This is a genomic window from Methylobacterium indicum, from assembly GCF_001043895.1.
In the GTDB taxonomy this organism is placed as follows: domain Bacteria; phylum Pseudomonadota; class Alphaproteobacteria; order Rhizobiales; family Beijerinckiaceae; genus Methylobacterium; species Methylobacterium indicum.
The window spans coordinates 1-15796 of record NZ_JTHF01000047.1 but is presented as its reverse complement, the minus strand read 5'-3'; the positions used below and the strand labels follow the sequence as shown (position 1 = coordinate 15796).

Below are 15796 nucleotides of genomic sequence, written 5' to 3'. Positions count from 1 at the left end.
GCAGATTTAGGCGTTTTCACACAGCCTCGGTAGAAAGCGGACCTTCGCCGGTTGGGCGCTCAGCCCGTGCAGCAACTCGCTGGTCCATTCCGGTCCTGAGCTTCTTGGATCGGCGGGCACGGGACATCTCCATACGAGCAGTAGACGCAACAGTCGCCCTGCTTCGGACGTAGTAGGGTACCGCACCCTGTGCACTCGTAGAAGAACTGGCACGCGTCCGTGGGCATTGTCTCTGATGCGCGGTGCCCGCAGTGCGGACAGATCAGGTTTGACGTCAGCTTCATCGGACGCTCCGTAGCAGCTTGATCAGCGCTGGCTCAAAGTAGCCTCCGGCCGCAGCGGCGGCGATGAGGACCGTGGCGAGGCTGAGCAGCGCCAGGACTGCGGGCGACCGACGATTGGCCGTGCACGACCCATCTGGTCTACAAGCAGCTGGTCGCCGCCGCGCGTAGAGGAACCAGCCGACGATCACCGCCAGGACGCTGGCGGTCATTAGCGGGACACGAAGCGGCACGAGCAAACCAAGCACCGTGAAGACCCCGGCACTGGCTCCAAGGCCACCCAAAACGATAGGCAGCACGCAGCACGACGAGGCCGCGAGGGCACCAAGCCCCGTGACTGCGCCGAGAGCCGCCAGACTGCCTGCGCCGACCGCCGCTGATCCATGATCGAGAATTTCCGTAGGCTGGGCCTGATCGAGGGCCATGTGCCTCGCCTCCATCGTGATGTGGAGCTACCCTACATCCTGTAGCAACTACAGAATCAAGGGCGGCCTTCATGGGTGCGATAACGGGTGCACAAAGCGGAGCGCTTACGATCGGGCAGCTGTCGCGCCGGACCGGCGTCAACATCGAGAACATCCGCTATTTTGAGAAGGTCGGCCTGCTCTCGGCTCCCCCACGTACCGTGGGAGGGCATCGGTCCTACGGCACCGAGCACGTGCGCACCCTGGCCTTCATTCGGCGGGGGCGCGAACTTGGCTTCAGTCCCGACGAGGTTCGGGCGCTCCTCGAACTGCGCCAGCCCGGAAGGGCGTCATGCTGCGAAGTGCAAGAGATCGCAGCGCACCACCTCGACCGGGTGCGCGCGAAGATCGCCGACCTGACCCGGCTTGAACGGCTCCTGGCTGGGACCATGGAGCAGTGTTCCGGTGATGCTGCACCGGAATGCCCAGTTCTCGACATGATCGACCACATTGGGTGAGCTACGGGTATTGTGAGTTGCCCTTCGGTGGCAGTGATTTCAATGATTACTATGGATCGAGAGCGTCGACTTAATTCGAAGACAGACTTGCATCCACCCGATCAACCTAGACACGGACATCCCGGCCACCACCCGGGATAAAATGTATCAAGTCAAACCGCAAAAGGCTCGCAACAAGCAAGCAAATAATATTTTTAATTATTATTATTCATCAATATCTGCGTAAAGATATTTTATATTCTCGCTAGCATCAGCATAATTCACATGGTTTCCCTGATTTTTGCGTTATTTTTGGATGACGTGCGCAGCACGTGTACAGCCATTAATCATAATAATACAACATAGAAACCAACACATTTTTGCTATTTTCGAAAATACTTGCAAAACGTCGCTAAAATTAGATTTTTCCTGAAAATCCAATATCAGTTCCTACAGCCTTTAGGCGTTCCGGCTCACGCTCTTTTCTCTCGCTGTAGCGGTCCACCAAGTAGTCGACCCGTTCGCGCGTCAGGAGCGTGAACTTCATCAGCTCCTCGCACACGTCGACCACGCGCTCGTAGAGCGGCCCTGGCTTCATCCGGCCCGCGTCGTCAAACTCCTTGTAGGCCATCGGCACGCTGGACTGGTTCGGGATGGTGATCATCCGCATCCAGCGGCCGAGCAGGCGCAGGGAGTTCACGGCGTTGAAGCTCTGCGAGCCGCCGGACACCTGCATGACGGCGAGGGTACGGCCCTGGGTCGGGCGCACGCTGCCTTCGGACAACGGCAGCCAGTCGATCTGGCTTTTCATGACGCCAGTCAGGTTGCCGTGCCGCTCCGGTGACACCCAGACGTGCCCCTCGGACCAAATCGACAGCTCGCGCAACTCCTGCACCTTGGGATGCTCGGCCGTCGTGTCGTCGGGCAGCGGCAGCCCGTCAGCATGGAAGATCCGTACCTCGCCGCCCATGGCTTCGAGCAGGCGGGCAGCCTCGTAGGCCAGGAACCGGCTGTACGACCGCTCGCGCAGTGAGCCGTAGAGAATCAGGAACCGGGGCGCGTGAGTGAAAGGCTGCCGGGGGGCAAGGCTGTCGGCGGTCGGCACCTCGAAATGCGCCTCGCTGAGGTTCGGCATGCCATCGGTGAAGGGTTGCAGGGGCTTGTCCAAGAGGTCGCTTTCCACTACGTTTCAATGATGATTGAGATATTGCATAAATGATGGACCAACGGCAAGCTGTCGCTGCCTTCGCGGCCCTAGGCCAGGAGCACCGCCTAAGCATCGTGCGGGCGCTCGTCACCGCCGGCCCGGACGGCCTCGCGGCCGGCGTGCTGGCCGGCGAGGTTGGCGTGTCCGGCACCAACCTGTCGTTCCATCTCAAGGAACTGAGCCACGCCGGGCTGATCCAGTCCCGACGGGACGGGCGCTCGATCATCTACAGCGCCGCCTACGACGGCCTATCGGGCCTGATCCAGTTCCTAATGCGCGACTGCTGCCAGGGCCGCCCGGAGGTCTGTGCTCCGGCCGTCGAGGCGCTGGCCGCCTGCCTTTGCACCCCCACGGGAGACACCGTCCATGCCTGATCGCGTCTACAACGTGCTGTTCCTCTGCACCGGCAATTCGGCCCGTTCGATCCTGGCGGAAGCCATGCTCAACAAGGACGGGCAAGGACGCTTTCGGGCATTCTCCGCAGGAAGCCAGCCCAAGGGCCAGCCGCACCCGCTCGCCCTGCAAATTCTGCAGGAGAGCGACTATCCCACAGCTGGCTTGCGCTCGAAGTCTTGGGACGAGTTCGCCGCGCCGGGTGCCCCGGTGATGGATTTCGTGTTTACGGTCTGTGACAACGCGGCCGGTGAGGCCTGTCCGTTCTGGCCGGGTCAGCCCGTGACAGCGCATTGGGGCATCGAGGATCCCGCCGCGGTGGAGGGGTCCGATATCGAGCGCAAACGGGCCTTTGTGATCGCGCAGCGCTACCTCGAAAACCGCATCAACGCCTTCGTCGCCCTGCCGATCAGCAGCCTCGACCAAGTAGCGCTCTCGTCCCAGGTCCGCGAAATCGGCCAGCAAGACGGTACCACCTCGCCCCGGCCGGAGGTCGCGTGATGGACGTGATCATCTACCACAACCCGGACTGCGGCACCTCCCGCAACACCCTGGCAATGATCCGCAACGCCGGCATTGAGCCGCATGTGATTGAGTACCTAAAGACCCCGCCGTCCCGGGCGCTGCTAGTGCAGTTGCTTCATCGTGCCGGCCTGTCGGTCCGCGACGTGCTACGCGAGAAGGGCACACCCTTCGCCGAGCTGAACCTGGGCGACCCGGCGCTGACCGATGCTCAACTGCTTGACGCGATTGAGGCGCATCCGATCCTTATCAACCGCCCGCTGGTGGTCACGCCCAAGGGCGTCGCCCTATGCCGCCCATCAGAAGCGGTGCTGGACGTACTGCCGGCGCAACAGGGTGAGTTCGTGAAGGAAGACGGCGAGCGGGTCGTAGACGAGCACGGCCGTCGCGTCGCCACCGCCTGAGCCTCATCGCCAACCACAACAAGAAACGATCCTGATGCTCGCTCTTGCGATCTTCCTCGTCACCCTCGTCTTCGTCATCTGGCAGCCCAAGGGCCTCGGGATTGGGTGGAGTGCCCTGGCCGGGGCCGCCGTGGCGCTCGCCACCGGCGTGATCCACCTCGGCGATATACCGGTGGTCTGGCATATCGTCTGGGACGCCACGTTCACCTTCGTGGCTCTGATCATCATCTCGCTGCTGCTCGACGAAGCCGGGTTCTTCCACTGGGCTGCTTTGCACATCGCCCGCTGGGGTGGCGGTCGAGGCCGGCGGCTTTTTCCACTCGTCATCCTCTTGGGCGCAGCCATCGCGGCGGTATTCGCCAACGACGGTGCGGCGCTGCTGCTGACTCCGATCGTGCTCGCAATACTGCTGCGCCTCGAGTTCAAGCCGGCGGCGGCGCTGGCGTTCATCGTCGCCTGCGGGTTCGTCGCCGACAGCACCTCTCTGCCGCTGGTGATCTCCAACCTGGTCAACATCGTCTCGGCCAACTTCTTCGACGTGACCTTCGGCCGGTACGCCGCCGTCATGGTGCCAGTGAACCTCGTCTCTCTGGCCGCGACGTTGGTGGTGCTCTGGCTGTATTTCCAGCGCGTGATCCCGGCGGCGTACCCGGTCGCGGAGTTGGAGCCGCCCCGGCAGGCGATCCGTGATCCGCTGGTATTCCGGGCCGCGTTCCCGCTGTTGGGCGTGCTGCTCGCCGCCTACTTCATCACCGCCCCGCTCGGCGTGCCGGTGTCGGTGGTCACCTGTGCCGGTGCGGCGGTGCTGCTGCTGCTCGCGAACCGCAGCCGGGTCATCCCGATCCGCACGGTGCTGGCCGGCGCCCCCTGGCAGATCGTGCTGTTCAGCCTCGGCATGTACCTGGTGGTCTACGGGCTGCGGAACGCCGGCCTGACCGACGAACTGGCCAGGGGTTTGATCTGGCTGGCCGGGCAGGGGCCGTGGGTCGCCACGGTCGGCACCGGCTTTGCCGCCGCGATCCTGTCCTCGGTGATGAACAACATGCCGAGCGTGCTGATCGGGGCATTCGCGATCCAGCAGGCCTCGGACCTGTCGCCGCTGACCCGTGAGCTGATGATCTACGCCAACGTGATCGGCTGCGATCTCGGGCCGAAGTTCACGCCGATCGGCAGCCTGGCGACGCTGCTCTGGCTGCATGTCCTCGCCAGCAAGGGCCAGAAAATCACCTGGGGCCAGTACATGAAGGTCGGTCTAGTCATCACCCCGCCGGTGCTGCTGGTCACGCTGCTGGCCTTGGCGGCCTGGTTGCCCGTGCTCGGCGTCCAGTAGGCCGCCGATGTCCCCAACCCGGCGTTGGCCGGTAATCTCGGCCCTAGGCGTGGTGCAGATCCTCGCCTGGGGGTCCTCGTTCTACCTGCCGGCGGTGCTCGCCGGCCCAGTCGCCGAAAGCACCGGCTGGCCGCTGGCCTGGGTGGTTGGCGGGCTGACCCTCGGCCTTCTCGTCGCCGCTGCCGCCGCGCCGCATGTCGGCGTGGCGATCCACCGCCACGGCGGGCGCCCGGTGCTGGCCCTCGCGGCGCTGCTGCTGGCCGCCGGCCTCGCCACCCTAGCCGTTGCGTCGGCCCTGCCGGTCTACCTGGCTGGCTGGCTGCTGCTGGGCCTCGGCATGGGCTGCGGCCTGTACGATCCGGCGTTCGCCACGCTCGGCCGTCTGTATGGCGCGCAAGCGCGGCCGGCGATCACGACCCTGACCCTGTGGGGCGGGTTCGCCAGCACCGTGTGCTGGCCCCTCTCGGCGTTCCTGGTCGCGCAGATCGGCTGGCGCGGGGCGTGTCTGGCCTACGCCGGCCTGCACCTTGCGGTCACGCTGCCGCTGGTCCTGCTGCTGATCCCGAAAGCCCTAGCGTTGCCGGCGACCCCAGAGCACCACGAGGCCAGCACCGGCCCGCTGACAGCCCAGGAACGGCGGGCGTTCCTACTGTTCGCCGGGGTGCTGATCCTCGGCGGCGCGATCATGGCGCTGGTTTCGGTCCACTTGATCGCGCTCCTGCAGACACGCGGCGTCGCCCTCGCCTCAGCGGTATCCTACGGGGCGCTGATCGGCCCGGCACAGGTTGGAGCGCGAGTCGTGGAGATGACGTTCAAGGGCCGGCATCACCCGCTGTGGACCCTGACCGCCGCGTTCGTCCTGGTCGCCCTCGGCCTGGTGTTGCTCGCCCTGGGTTTGCCCGCTGTCGGGCTGGCGTTGGTGCTCTACGGCGGTGGTAACGGGATCTACTCAATTGCGCGGGGGACCGTGCCCTTAGCCCTGTTCGGGCCGGTGCGTTATCCGGTCGTGGTCGGTCGCCTGGCGCGGCCGGGACTGGTCGCCCAGGCCCTCGCGCCGCCGGCCGGCGCGTTCGTGCTGACTCATGCCGGCGCCGGACCATTGTGGTGGGTGCTGCTCGCCCTGGCTGTCGTCAACCTCGGCCTGATCGGGGCGCTGTGGCGCACGCGATAGCCGTCTCTCGATTGCTTAAACTTGCGATAGTGCGAGCTTCTCGCGTTCCATACGCCTCCCTTTACACGAATGAGTGCGAAGCTCGGATCAGGATTGGTGACATCGCAAGGTCTGCTGCAGGGTGACGAGCGTCCGTTCGGGTGAACCGGATCGGAGGTCCAGAACCGGTGCGATCTTGCTGTGCAATATCTCGCGGCTGACCCGCCGCTACCCACCCTGAGCAGCCTTTCACAGCGCGGCCTTCGTTATCCGATTAGGTGCTGTGATCCTGCGCCCCTGCAACTGGAAGTCAACGCAAGCCACTGGGTTCGAGTCCCCCTTTCGGATGGCGTGCGGGAGATGATCCGATGGGCGGAGCCGGCTAGGCCTTCATAAAACTCGCCCAGAGCATTCGCAGCGTCTGTGCGGTCGACCAAAAGGAGATGGCCGTGGCCCCTCCGAATCGCCGGGCCTCGGCGAAGGGGTCACCCGGGCCGGGTCGTCGACGTCGGGGGCTTGGCCGGTGGAGCAACTCCCGCGCATTGGCGCCACCCGGAAGCTCGCCGGCACGCAGCAGATATCCGCTTGCGAGGATGACCGCACACCTGCACGCCTAAGAGCGCTGGTTCATGCACCCCGACCAGGTCGTCGAACGGGTCGACGACCGCCGGGGGCTTGCCCGCTGGATCTTGGGCAGGCTCCCCGGGGCGACGAACGCTCTCAATGGTGCATCGCCAGCATCCAGAGAGCCATGGCGACCATCATCACGTTTTCGGTCAGCGAGACGAAGCCGAGCGGCACCTTGCTCGATCCGCCTACGCAGGCGCACTTGATGTCGCGCTTGTCGACGTAGACCGCCTTGAACACCGAGACCGCCCCGACCGTGCCGATGAACAGGGCCACTGGGATCGAGATCCAGTTCAAGGCGCCGGCCACCATCAGGACGCCGGCGATGCCCTCGAGGAAGGGATAGGCATAGGCGTAGCGGACCCAGCGCTGCCCGAGGAGGTCGTAGCCCAGGAACATCGAGGAGAAGCTCTCGATGTCCTGGAGCTTGAGAAGGGCCAGCACGCACATGCTGAAGGCGATGAACCACTCGGCCGCCCGCATAGTGAGCGGCGTGCCGTACACAGCGTAGCTCGCCGCCAGCGCCATCAGCGCCGTCATCGAGAAAACCGCGACAACGGGCACGTAGGTCGTCTTGTTCGGGTCGTTGGCCGCCTTGCCGAAGTGGCGCTGCAGGTCGTCGAAGCCGCCGACCCGCTCGCCATTGATGAAGGTCTGCGGCGTGCTCTTGACCCCATGCTCGGCCTTGAAGGCGTCGGTCTGCTCCCGGGTGGTGAGCCAGCGGTCGTCGACCGAGAAACCCTGGCGTTCGAGCAGGTCCTTGGCCTTCAGGCCGTAGGGACAGACGTGCTGGGGCATGACCATGCGGTAGAGGGTGGCCTTGCGGCTGGCCGTGGATTGCATCGAAAGCTCCGGATGTGAGGTTGGACCGGTTCGGCCCTGCGCGGCTCCCAATTCGGAACGGCGGACGGGCCCGGTCGTCGAGGGTTGCGGACCGTTATGAACCTTCCCATCATGGTAAGGTCAACATGGGGATGGTGCCGCTATGAACATCGGCCAGGCTGCTCGAACCTCCGGGGTGTCGGCCAAGATGATCCGCCACTACGAGAGCATCGGCCTTGTGCCTCCCGCCGACCGGCGGGACAGCGGCTACCGGGACTACGGCGTCGCCGACCTGCACCGGCTCGGCTTCATCCGGCACGCCCGCGATCTCGGCTTCTCCCTGGATCGCATCAGGGTGCTGCTCGATCTCTGGAGCGACCCCGGCCGGAGCAATGCCGACGTGAAAGCCATCGCCGAGGCGCATGTCCGGGAACTGGAGGAACGCGCCCGCCAACTCAACGAGATGGCCGATGCCCTGCGCTCCCTGGCCGACGCGTGCGACGGAGACGGACGTCCGGATTGTCCGATCATCGCCAGCCTGGAGACCGGAGCGGAAGCCCCGGCCTGCCACCGGAACCCCGATCCGATGGCGCCGGAGTCCCCAGCGCGGCGCGGGAAGACCCGCACCAAGCGTTGAGGACGGGACCGACCCCGTCCCCCACGTCCGGCCGGCCGCGTCATATCTTCATCGACTTGCCTGTTCCCGCGCAGTAGCAGCCGTTCTTGCCGCTCTTCGTGGACATCGACGCCGTTGGTTTGGCGCACGTAGCCTTTCCGGACTTGCTGCTGCAGCCGGCTGCCATCGCCGGGGCCAGCATTAGCGCGAGGAGGGCGACTGTGACGCATACGGCACACCAGCGGGCATCGGCTGCCTGCCGGCAGCTGCGTGGCATCCTGGCGGACGTGGTAGGATTTGGGAGGCCCCGGCATGGTGCAGGACTCACGCTAGGCCGATGCGGCCGGCGGTTTCCAGCTCGCACGGTCGACGTCGTCGGCGAGGCCGATGCGAGTTGTCAGCGTGACGAGCAGCACCTCCTCCTTGATCGTCGTGCTGCCGGTACTGCGCCTCCCCTGCACTTCGAGGTAGGTGGCGTCCTCGAACCCAGCCTCGGCCTGGGCTTGGACCGCGGCGATGCCTGCGGCGAGCGCGGCGGCGTTGATGTCGTCCCAGTCCCGGAACGTCTCGGCGGTAGCGAACCATGCTTTGAAACCGCGCACGAACCAAGGCGTCTCGACAGGCTCAGCCTCCTCACGCAGGGCGGCGGTCATGGTGTGGGTGACGATGGGTTCGATGGGCATAAGATCGTCTCCCAAAAGGCTTGGGAGTGTTCCTTGCCGTGCCGGATCGGATTTTCTCTCTCCCGACCACGTAACCGTCATCCAGTCTTGATCCTCTCTAGCTTCCGTATGCGTCGGGACGTTACGGAAAGGGGCGCCGGAACGATGTTACCTGTATAGCTTACAATGCAACCATGGTGTTATGATGCCCACCCTGACCGATCGCCAGCGGGTCGAACTCGCGATCCCGGCCTACCTCCTGCTTGCGTTGACCTCTGTGCCGGGCGCGTTTGCCCCGGCCGATGTGGATCTGGCGGCGAGAGCCGAAGCCGACATTGCGACGCTCCGCGCTGACCTGAAGGCCGCCAGCCTCGAGCCGCTTGAGGACCTGCCCGAGAAAAAGCGGGGCGCTCTGGTACGGCGGGTCGAGCGGATCGCGCGGGGCGTGATCGTAGAGTGGAAGGACCGCCCGACGCTGAGTGTGATGCTGACGCTCTGGTACTTCGTGAAGAACCTGACCGACCGCGAGGTGCTGATCCTATGGGAAGGCTCGGCGATGGCGCGGGCGACAAGCCGGCTCCTGCCGATGTTCGCGCACGGTTTTGAGGAGCGGAAGCGGGATGCGGCGGCACAGGAGCAGGCGGGTCTCCTCCTGGCGCAGCTTCAGGCGGAAGGGCTGTACGGCTGACCCCGTCCGGGGCCCCTCCCCTGGCAGCCCGGCCACGAAGGCCCTGGAGCTTGGTCGCCGGGCCGCGCGATGGGATCGTTACCCGAAGGGCCGAAACCGCATAGCGGGTTCGGGGAGCCGCCGCAGGCGGTAAGTAGAGCCCGGTCCCGAAGGGACGCGCCGATCTCTTCAATGATTTAGCATGCCGCAAAGTTATAATAAAAGCATATTTCTACTTCATTGTTAACAAATTAACTATTTGGATACATCCCTGAAACCAACCATCTTGTAAAAATTACAGTTATTAAACCAAAAAATGTTGGAATATACACGCCAATCAGTAATGTATAAAAATATGCAGGCACAGTATCGCTATAAAATCTTGCCGTATCTATCAACATCCACAATGAAATAAACGTAGCAACAACTCCGGCCATCGATATTAAGAACGCGTATTTATCATATATCTTTCTATTTGAGCGTGCAATATTAATATAATATGACGTAATATCAGCAGATTTGTCGCTTGATGCTTGACCTCTGTCTTTAAATTCCCTATGAAAATTTTCTAGATCAAGTATCAATCGATCGATATATGGGCCAACCAGGTCCATAAGCGCAAATATTCCGACGTTGAACGCCACTGCTAATTGAACTATTGCCTGTATCTCACCATATTTCATTCGGTCCACTCCATGTCGTACCTCTAAGCGCGGCCAGGCTATTCTGGACCACGCCGCGGATCGCCGTGTTCCTGCGAGGGCGGCAATCCAAGAAGCCGGGCTCGGCCAGGGCCGCTCCTGCGCCGTTCGTTTGCCTCGCGCATCATGGCGCGCGAGTGTTCCGTGAGCGAGTGTCCGATGTTGGATATGACGTTGGCGATCTCCTCCGGGAGGTTGGCGGACTTGCAGGCCGGTTCCACCATGAGCTTGAGGTGATCGACGATGATGCCGAGCGCGCACGATGGCCGGCAGGATCACGGCGATTTCATCGATCGTCGTCGGCGTGCGGGTAGTCAGGGCGAGAATTCCGGCTGGCGGCGTCAGGCGGCGTGGTGGAGGGGCTCGCTCCACCGGGCGGTTATGGAGCGGAGCAGGACATCGTAGGCCTTTCCCGTGAGCCCGAAGGCGTAGCGGGTGAGGGATTCGGCAAGCAGAGAGATCTCGCCATTCAACGATCAAACTTCAGCACATAACGCTTCGGATCATCCGTTCAGGTTCAGTTCAAGGGCGAGTGATAGCGCCCCCCCGATCAGGGTTCGCTTTAAGCGGCGCAGGGCTGTTGGGAGCCTTGGAGGGTGACGACGATGCGTGCCCCGCCACTCGCGGTTCGTCATAAGGTGAAGACCGGGGGCCAGGAGTGAAGCCTGGTGCCACGCTCTCGCTCCTGGGGGCGTCGACCTCGCTCCAGAGGCGTCTGATCTTCGCGTCGGTAGTGGGCGTCACGCTCGCGCTGGGCGGAGCGGCCGTGTCGATCGGCGTGGTGCTGCACCGGTTCGTGCGCGGGCAGCTCGACGGGCGGCTCGATGATCGGATCGTGTCGCTGGTGTCGGATGTCCGAGGGGCCTCGGACGGGAGGCTGGCCCTGCAGCGCAACCAGGAGGTGCCCCCTTTCGATCACCCGCGATCGGGCTGGTACTGGGAGGTGCGCCGGGGTGATGCGGTGCTGCGCTCGGCCTCGCTGGGCGGGGCGGATCTTGCTGCCCCCGAAGTACCGGCTGGGCCGGCTGGGGACGACAGGCCGGCTCCCGCTGATGGCGTGGGGCCTTTTGGAGATCGGCTGATCCTGCGGGTCCTGACGGTTCCTGGACGGCCGGGCGAGGCTGCCACGGTATTCGCGGCGTCGGCGCCGGCGTCGGCGCTGTACGGCCCTGTCCTGGAAGCGCTGCGCACTCTGGGGCTCTGCATGGCCCTGATCGGCGGGCTCTTGGTCGCAGCGGTCCTGGTTCAGGTCCGGATCGGGCTGCGGCCGCTGCGCCGCCTGCTCGAGCAGCTCGGCGAGGTGCGGGCGGGCCTGCGCGAACGCATTCCGGCCGAGCAGCCGCTGGAGGTTCGGCCGCTGGTCGGGGAGATCAACGCGCTGCTGGACCAGAACGCGGCCAACCTGGCGCATGCGCGGGGGCATGTGGCAAACCTTGCGCATGGGTTGAAGACGCCGCTGGCAACGCTGGCGATGGCGTTCGGGTCGGCCGGATCAAATCCGGATGCACGGCTCGCCGGCTTGATCGAGGACATGGACCGACGGATCCGGCATCATCTCCGGCGCGCGCGGGCCGCTGCGCTGAGCGGGTCTGTCCGGGGGAAGGTAGATCTCGCCGGCGTCGTCGACGACCTGGTGATGGTCCTGAGGCGGCTGCATGCCGGCAAGGGGGTCGCCTTCGAGACGGAGGTGCCGGCCGGGCTCGGCATGGCGTGCGACCGGTAGGACGTCGAGGAGATGCTGGGCAACCTGGTGGAGAATGCGTGCCGCTGGTGCGCTGGGCTGGTGCGGGTATCGGCACAGCGAGAGGATTCCTCGGTAGTGGTCATGATCGACGATGACGGTCCAGGCCTGGCGCCCGGCGATCGGGCGGCGGTTCTTCAGCGCGGCCGTCGGCTGGACGAGAGTGAGCCAGGTGCTGGGTTCGGCCTGCCGATCGCGCTGGAGCTGGCGGAGCTGTATGGCGGGTCGCTCGAGTTCGAAGAGTCGAGCCTCGGGGGGCTTGCGATCCGGCTTGTTCTCCCGGGGTGACGCGGACGTCTACAAGGGACGTCCCGTTGAGACGCACAGTACGGGGTCCGCAGGGTCGCACCGGCCATGAACCAGATCATACTCCAATGGCTGCCGGGCTATGCCCTGGTTCTCGTCGGAATTCTTGGCGCCCTCGGCGTCCTTGCTCTGTGGTTTGGCGCCTCTCGCAGGAGGCTGAAGATCGAGCGCAAGCCGTTCCTGACGCGGGCGGAGGTGGAAATGCTTGCTCTGTTGGGGCGAGCATTGCCGGGACATCATGTGTCCTGCCAGGTCGCGATGGGGGCGCTCCTGAAGCCGCAGCGGGGTCTCAGCCGCAAGGAGTTCTGGCGGACCCGCAACCGGTTCGGCCAGAAGATCGTGGACTTCGTGGCGATCGACCCGGACACGGGCAGCGTCGAGGCGGTGATCGAACTCGATGATGCGAGCCATGATGCGGAGAAAGACCGGGCGCGCGATGCGCTGCTGGCGCTGGGGCAGTACCGGGTGATCCGGATCCCGTCACGGCCGCGGCCAACCGAGGCGATCGTGCGGGCAGCGACGGCCTCGCTTCGGACGCCGCAGCCCCGGGCCGCGTCAGGGTCCAACCGAGCCTGATCCATCTCGCGGCGGTGCGAGCTTGGCTGATCGGCCACTGCCGGGGCAAGGAGACGTCAGCCTGGAAGAGGCCGGCGGTGGCAGGACAAACTGAGTTGTTCGAGATCGCGACCCCCTGAGCGCGTCTGATCCTGATGAAGGGACACAGTCTGGGCCGTGGGCCGCGCGAGGTTGATCGTTACCCGCAGGGCCGAAACCGCGTAGCGGGTTCGGGGAGCCGCCGCAGGCGGCGAGTAGAGCCCGATCCCGAAGGGACGCGCCCTGCTCCTTGACGACGAGGCACTGGAGTCGGCCACGGCCAACTTCTCGCGCGTGAGCCAATCGTGCGAGAAGCCTGACATCCTTCCAGACGCTGCGGCTCCGAGCCGATTCGGCTTATACCGCCCTCCCCGACCTTCCGCATACGAGCTTGGCTGATCGACCCCACCCGGGCCATGAAGATGGTCGAGTGGATCGGGGGAATCGTTGCAGGACACCGCGGATCAGAAGCACCGGATCGCCGAAGGGCTACGAGCTGGTTCGATCATCGATCGCGAGCGCCTGATGGGCTTCGTGACCGACGAAGCGACGGTGGTCGCGGCCAACCCGTTCCCGTCGACGACGGCGGGGGCTGCGCGTCAGCGGTGGGGAATGCGCGAGATCGAGTTCGAGGCGATGGGCGTGGCCTCGGCCGGCCTGCGGTGCTTGTTGATGTCGCTTGCGGCCCTGCCCGTCGGCGAGCCGTTGCGCCAGGAGATCCTGCGGGCCTCGAGCCATGTCCTGTACGTGCTGCGACATGGCGAGGGCGGTTCAATCATAGGCGCGGTGCTGCACGGTAAGCCTGGCCAGGCGCTGCCGTCATTCGTGCAGCATGAGACCGTGACACATGAGCCCATGACCCGGCGGCCCCCGGCCAAGCGACCGTCTCGCAAGCGGGTGGCGCCCAGTCAGCTCGACCTCTTCGCGATCAGCTGAGGCGCGGGTGGCGGACCGGGGTGTTCCCCGCCATGGGGTCCCGGCCCGCGGGTGACGCCAACCGAGCGGCCGATCGGCGGCAGGCTGGCGTGACTGCCAGACCAAAGCCCCTTAACTAGGACCGTTCCTCATCGAGGACGGGCGACGTGGGCCCCCTGCCCTGTCCCGGGCACCAATGCGCGGTGCGCTGCTGGTAGGCCTCGAAGCCCGGCTTGTAGGAGATGGCCAGTCATTCCCGGATCAGGATGTCGGCCACGTTGCCGTCAGGCACCAAGAGCGACGCGAGAGTGCGGCGGTAGCGGTCGGTCCGGCCGGACCGCTCGATCCGGACCGGCCCCTTGAGGAGCTGGCGCAGGCGTCCGGAGGCGAGCAGGCCCTTGGCGAGTTCAGTGTTGCAGCGGGGCTTCGAGATCTCCGGGGCGTCCGGCTCGGCGAGGCGGATGCGTTCCCCGGCCAACTCGACCGTATCGCCGTCGATGACGCGGATCAGGTCGCCGTCGACCGTCTCGGCGTGCGCTGGGATGGAAGCCGAGGCGAGCAGCCCTGCGAGGGCAAGGTGTTTCATGAGGTCCGGCCTATTGCGGCCCTCAGCCTTCCCGGGGGGCCGCGCGAGGTTGTTCGTCACCTGAAGGGCCGAAACCGCGTAGCGGGTTCGGGGAGCCGCTGCAGGCGGCGAGTAGAGCCCGGTCCCGAAGGGACGCGCCCCACTCCTCGACGACGAGGCGCTGGAGTTGGCCGCGGCCAACTTTCGGAGCGCGGATCAATCACTCCGGGTTTGCGGCACCCTTCTCGTCATCGGAGGTGAGGCCGGTCTGGGACGCCTTCTGGTGGAGGAACGCGGCATAGAGCTCGTCGAGACGGGCGGCGACGAAATCACCGAACGACGGGTCACGATCGATGGCCACGGTGACGGTAGCACCCTTCCGGGAGATCTCTGCCGTAGCTTGGCCCCCTTTCCCCTCCCACAGCTTCGATGCGACCGGAGAGGGCTTCTGGGGAGTGACGAGCGCGGCGATCCTGGCGAAGCGTGCATCGCTGTCGAGCGCCATGAAGGCGTCATCCAGCACGGCTTTCTTGACTGCCCTCGCGACGGACGGGTTCTTGATGTGCTCGGTGAGGGCAACCCACCGGCGGCGGCCGATCTTCGGCGCCGGCCCAATCCTGGTTACGACCTCTTCCGGCACGGCTCGTGCGACGGCGATCAGCTTCGACAGCTCACCTTTATCGATGGACAGCGCGGTGGTGATGATCGTCCGCTCGAAGCCATGGTCTTCAAGGCGGCAGGCAAACAGCGCCCGTTCGATGTAGCTGAGATCCTGGCGGGCGGAGTTCTCCAGGCCTTGAGCGACGACGAGGTCAGCATCGTTCAGCTCTCGGACGACGGCGCGGACCTTTCGCCCGAGTTCAGTGAGGGCCCGCAGACGCCGGTGGCCGTAGGCAACCTGATACCGGCCCATACGGGTGGGATGCGGGCGGACGAGGATCGGAACTTCCTGCCCGTGTTCCTCGATCTGGCGTTTGAACTCGCCGAAGGTGCCGACGTCATGATCGAGCCGGTCCTTCACGAATGAGGGGTCGATCAAGGCGGGGTCGAGGTCGACGATGGTCTGCCCCCTGGCCAGCGCCGCTTGGAGTGCGCGGCGATCGTCATCCATCCGGGAGAGCGAGAGGCTCATCGCTCGGACTGGCCCTGCTGGCACCCTTCCGTCCGGTAGCGGGTCGGCTGACCGCGAGTTGGCCGCGGCCAACTTCTCTGTGGCAGGGGCGTGGGTGCTTGGCTCGTGACCCGGATGCCTGGTGAGACCCGCGGGAGTGTCGCGGGGCGAGTTGGCCGCGGCCAACTTTTCGGGCTCGCGGGCCTGGTCGGTTCGGTGGGAGCCGATATCGACAGCCTGACCCGCCCCGCTGCTTGAACCGGAGTTGGCCGCGGCCAACT

Annotated in this window: 20 protein-coding genes; 12 read left to right on the top strand and 8 right to left on the bottom strand. The window is 65.1% G+C overall.

The features are described 5' to 3' along the window. Positions 1 to 59 precede the first annotated feature (59 nt). Both QR78_RS35860 and QR78_RS33915 read right to left on the bottom strand, forming a co-directional pair. A complete protein-coding gene (locus tag QR78_RS35860) occupies positions 60 to 284 on the bottom strand; it encodes a GDCCVxC domain-containing (seleno)protein (protein ID WP_082171530.1) in 225 nt (74 codons plus the stop codon). Continuing rightward, positions 281 to 706, bottom strand: coding sequence for a mercury transporter MerT (locus QR78_RS33915; protein WP_125900856.1), 426 nt, complete (start codon positions 704 to 706; stop codon positions 281 to 283). The genes QR78_RS35860 and QR78_RS33915 overlap by 4 nt, the downstream gene beginning before the upstream one ends. Positions 707 to 777: 71 nt before the next feature. Here QR78_RS33915 and QR78_RS06070 point away from each other — a divergent pair, with 71 nt between their 5' ends. Further along, entirely contained in the window at positions 778 to 1203 is a 426-nt protein-coding gene (locus QR78_RS06070; RefSeq protein ID WP_048426606.1) for a MerR family transcriptional regulator, read from the top strand. Between the two features lie 397 nt (positions 1204 to 1600). On the opposite strand, the gene arsH is transcribed toward QR78_RS06070, so the two are convergent. After that, positions 1601 to 2350 (bottom strand): arsenical resistance protein ArsH, encoded by a 750-nt coding sequence (arsH, locus tag QR78_RS06065; protein ID WP_048426639.1) that lies wholly within the window; start codon positions 2348 to 2350, stop codon positions 1601 to 1603. Positions 2351 to 2400: 50 nt separating this feature from the next. On the opposite strand from arsH, the gene QR78_RS06060 reads away from it, so the two are divergent. Genes QR78_RS06060 through QR78_RS06040 form a run of 5 tightly spaced genes read left to right on the top strand, consistent with a single transcriptional unit; the run spans position 2401 to position 6209 of the window. Beyond that, positions 2401 to 2763: an ArsR/SmtB family transcription factor gene (locus QR78_RS06060; RefSeq protein WP_048426638.1), complete on the top strand. Its 363-nt coding sequence runs from the start codon at positions 2401 to 2403 to the stop codon at positions 2761 to 2763. Next, positions 2756 to 3283 (top strand): arsenate reductase ArsC, encoded by a 528-nt coding sequence (locus tag QR78_RS06055; RefSeq protein ID WP_048426605.1) that lies wholly within the window; start codon positions 2756 to 2758, stop codon positions 3281 to 3283. Before QR78_RS06060 ends, QR78_RS06055 begins: the two co-directional genes overlap by 8 nt. Next, a complete protein-coding gene (gene arsC, locus QR78_RS06050; protein WP_048426604.1) occupies positions 3283 to 3708 on the top strand; it encodes an arsenate reductase (glutaredoxin) in 426 nt (141 codons plus the stop codon). The genes QR78_RS06055 and arsC overlap by 1 nt, the downstream gene beginning before the upstream one ends. Positions 3709 to 3742: 34 nt before the next feature. Next, a complete protein-coding gene (locus QR78_RS06045; protein WP_048426603.1) occupies positions 3743 to 5038 on the top strand; it encodes an arsenic transporter in 1296 nt (431 codons plus the stop codon). 7 nt (positions 5039 to 5045) lie between these two features. Continuing rightward, the gene (locus QR78_RS06040; RefSeq protein ID WP_048426602.1) at positions 5046 to 6209 is read left to right on the top strand and encodes an MFS transporter; all 1164 of its coding nucleotides are present in this window, start codon (positions 5046 to 5048) and stop codon (positions 6207 to 6209) included. A 699-nt stretch (positions 6210 to 6908) separates the two neighbouring features. Here the strand turns inward: QR78_RS06040 and QR78_RS06035 are convergent. Continuing rightward, positions 6909 to 7658 carry a MauE/DoxX family redox-associated membrane protein gene (locus tag QR78_RS06035; RefSeq protein WP_048426601.1) on the bottom strand — a complete coding sequence of 250 codons (750 nt, stop codon included), beginning with the start codon at positions 7656 to 7658 and terminating at the stop codon, positions 6909 to 6911. A gap of 142 nt (positions 7659 to 7800) precedes the next feature. Between QR78_RS06035 and cueR the strand changes: the two genes are divergently transcribed. Then, the gene (gene cueR / locus QR78_RS06030; protein ID WP_048426600.1) at positions 7801 to 8274 is read left to right on the top strand and encodes a Cu(I)-responsive transcriptional regulator; all 474 of its coding nucleotides are present in this window, start codon (positions 7801 to 7803) and stop codon (positions 8272 to 8274) included. Positions 8275 to 8582: 308 nt separating this feature from the next. Here cueR and QR78_RS06025 read toward each other — a convergent pair whose 3' ends face one another. Further along, the gene (locus tag QR78_RS06025) at positions 8583 to 8936 is read right to left on the bottom strand and encodes a hypothetical protein (RefSeq protein ID WP_048426599.1); all 354 of its coding nucleotides are present in this window, start codon (positions 8934 to 8936) and stop codon (positions 8583 to 8585) included. Between the two features lie 184 nt (positions 8937 to 9120). On the opposite strand from QR78_RS06025, the gene QR78_RS06020 reads away from it, so the two are divergent. Next, complete coding sequence (locus tag QR78_RS06020) at positions 9121 to 9603, top strand: hypothetical protein (RefSeq protein WP_048426637.1); 483 nt, start codon at positions 9121 to 9123, stop codon at positions 9601 to 9603. A 230-nt stretch (positions 9604 to 9833) separates the two neighbouring features. On the opposite strand, the gene QR78_RS35630 is transcribed toward QR78_RS06020, so the two are convergent. Next, positions 9834 to 10562, bottom strand: a complete 729-nt coding sequence (locus QR78_RS35630) for a hypothetical protein (protein ID WP_179945793.1) — start codon at positions 10560 to 10562, stop codon at positions 9834 to 9836. Between the two features lie 379 nt (positions 10563 to 10941). Here QR78_RS35630 and QR78_RS06015 point away from each other — a divergent pair, with 379 nt between their 5' ends. The 4 genes from QR78_RS06015 (at position 10942) to QR78_RS06005 (ending at position 13860) form a co-directional block, all read left to right on the top strand. Continuing rightward, the gene (locus tag QR78_RS06015; RefSeq protein WP_244276255.1) at positions 10942 to 12006 is read left to right on the top strand and encodes a sensor histidine kinase; all 1065 of its coding nucleotides are present in this window, start codon (positions 10942 to 10944) and stop codon (positions 12004 to 12006) included. A gap of 12 nt (positions 12007 to 12018) precedes the next feature. Then, positions 12019 to 12312, top strand: coding sequence for an ATP-binding protein (locus QR78_RS35855; protein WP_244276253.1), 294 nt, complete (start codon positions 12019 to 12021; stop codon positions 12310 to 12312). A 66-nt stretch (positions 12313 to 12378) separates the two neighbouring features. Beyond that, the gene (locus QR78_RS06010) at positions 12379 to 12906 is read left to right on the top strand and encodes a DUF2726 domain-containing protein (protein WP_048426598.1); all 528 of its coding nucleotides are present in this window, start codon (positions 12379 to 12381) and stop codon (positions 12904 to 12906) included. 465 nt (positions 12907 to 13371) lie between these two features. After that, complete coding sequence (locus QR78_RS06005; RefSeq protein ID WP_053220816.1) at positions 13372 to 13860, top strand: hypothetical protein; 489 nt, start codon at positions 13372 to 13374, stop codon at positions 13858 to 13860. 229 nt (positions 13861 to 14089) lie between these two features. Here the strand turns inward: QR78_RS06005 and QR78_RS06000 are convergent, their stop codons facing one another. Continuing rightward, positions 14090 to 14425 carry a thermonuclease family protein gene (locus QR78_RS06000; RefSeq protein WP_082171544.1) on the bottom strand — a complete coding sequence of 112 codons (336 nt, stop codon included), beginning with the start codon at positions 14423 to 14425 and terminating at the stop codon, positions 14090 to 14092. 199 nt (positions 14426 to 14624) lie between these two features. Further along, positions 14625 to 15608, bottom strand: a complete 984-nt coding sequence (repB, locus tag QR78_RS05995; RefSeq protein ID WP_048426634.1) for a plasmid partitioning protein RepB — start codon at positions 15606 to 15608, stop codon at positions 14625 to 14627. Positions 15609 to 15796 lie beyond the last annotated feature (188 nt).

What these genes read in the sequence shown, in the direction of transcription:
- QR78_RS35860 (WP_082171530.1), bottom strand. Translation starts at nt 284, where the DNA reads ATGAAGCTGACGTCAAACCTGATCTGTCCGCACTGCGGGCACCGCGCA.
- QR78_RS06000 (WP_082171544.1), bottom strand. Translation starts at nt 14,425, where the DNA reads ATGAAACACCTTGCCCTCGCAGGGCTGCTCGCCTCGGCTTCCATCCCA.
- cueR (WP_048426600.1), top strand. Translation starts at nt 7,801, where the DNA reads ATGAACATCGGCCAGGCTGCTCGAACCTCCGGGGTGTCGGCCAAGATG.
- QR78_RS06060 (WP_048426638.1), top strand. Translation starts at nt 2,401, where the DNA reads ATGGACCAACGGCAAGCTGTCGCTGCCTTCGCGGCCCTAGGCCAGGAG.
- arsC (WP_048426604.1), top strand. Translation starts at nt 3,283, where the DNA reads ATGGACGTGATCATCTACCACAACCCGGACTGCGGCACCTCCCGCAAC.
- QR78_RS06020 (WP_048426637.1), top strand. Translation starts at nt 9,121, where the DNA reads ATGCCCACCCTGACCGATCGCCAGCGGGTCGAACTCGCGATCCCGGCC.
- QR78_RS06070 (WP_048426606.1), top strand. Translation starts at nt 778, where the DNA reads ATGGGTGCGATAACGGGTGCACAAAGCGGAGCGCTTACGATCGGGCAG.
- QR78_RS06040 (WP_048426602.1), top strand. Translation starts at nt 5,046, where the DNA reads ATGTCCCCAACCCGGCGTTGGCCGGTAATCTCGGCCCTAGGCGTGGTG.
- QR78_RS06055 (WP_048426605.1), top strand. Translation starts at nt 2,756, where the DNA reads ATGCCTGATCGCGTCTACAACGTGCTGTTCCTCTGCACCGGCAATTCG.
- QR78_RS06045 (WP_048426603.1), top strand. Translation starts at nt 3,743, where the DNA reads ATGCTCGCTCTTGCGATCTTCCTCGTCACCCTCGTCTTCGTCATCTGG.
- QR78_RS35855 (WP_244276253.1), top strand. Translation starts at nt 12,019, where the DNA reads ATGCTGGGCAACCTGGTGGAGAATGCGTGCCGCTGGTGCGCTGGGCTG.
- QR78_RS06035 (WP_048426601.1), bottom strand. Translation starts at nt 7,658, where the DNA reads ATGCAATCCACGGCCAGCCGCAAGGCCACCCTCTACCGCATGGTCATG.
- QR78_RS33915 (WP_125900856.1), bottom strand. Translation starts at nt 706, where the DNA reads ATGGCCCTCGATCAGGCCCAGCCTACGGAAATTCTCGATCATGGATCA.
- QR78_RS06010 (WP_048426598.1), top strand. Translation starts at nt 12,379, where the DNA reads ATGAACCAGATCATACTCCAATGGCTGCCGGGCTATGCCCTGGTTCTC.
- QR78_RS06025 (WP_048426599.1), bottom strand. Translation starts at nt 8,936, where the DNA reads ATGCCCATCGAACCCATCGTCACCCACACCATGACCGCCGCCCTGCGT.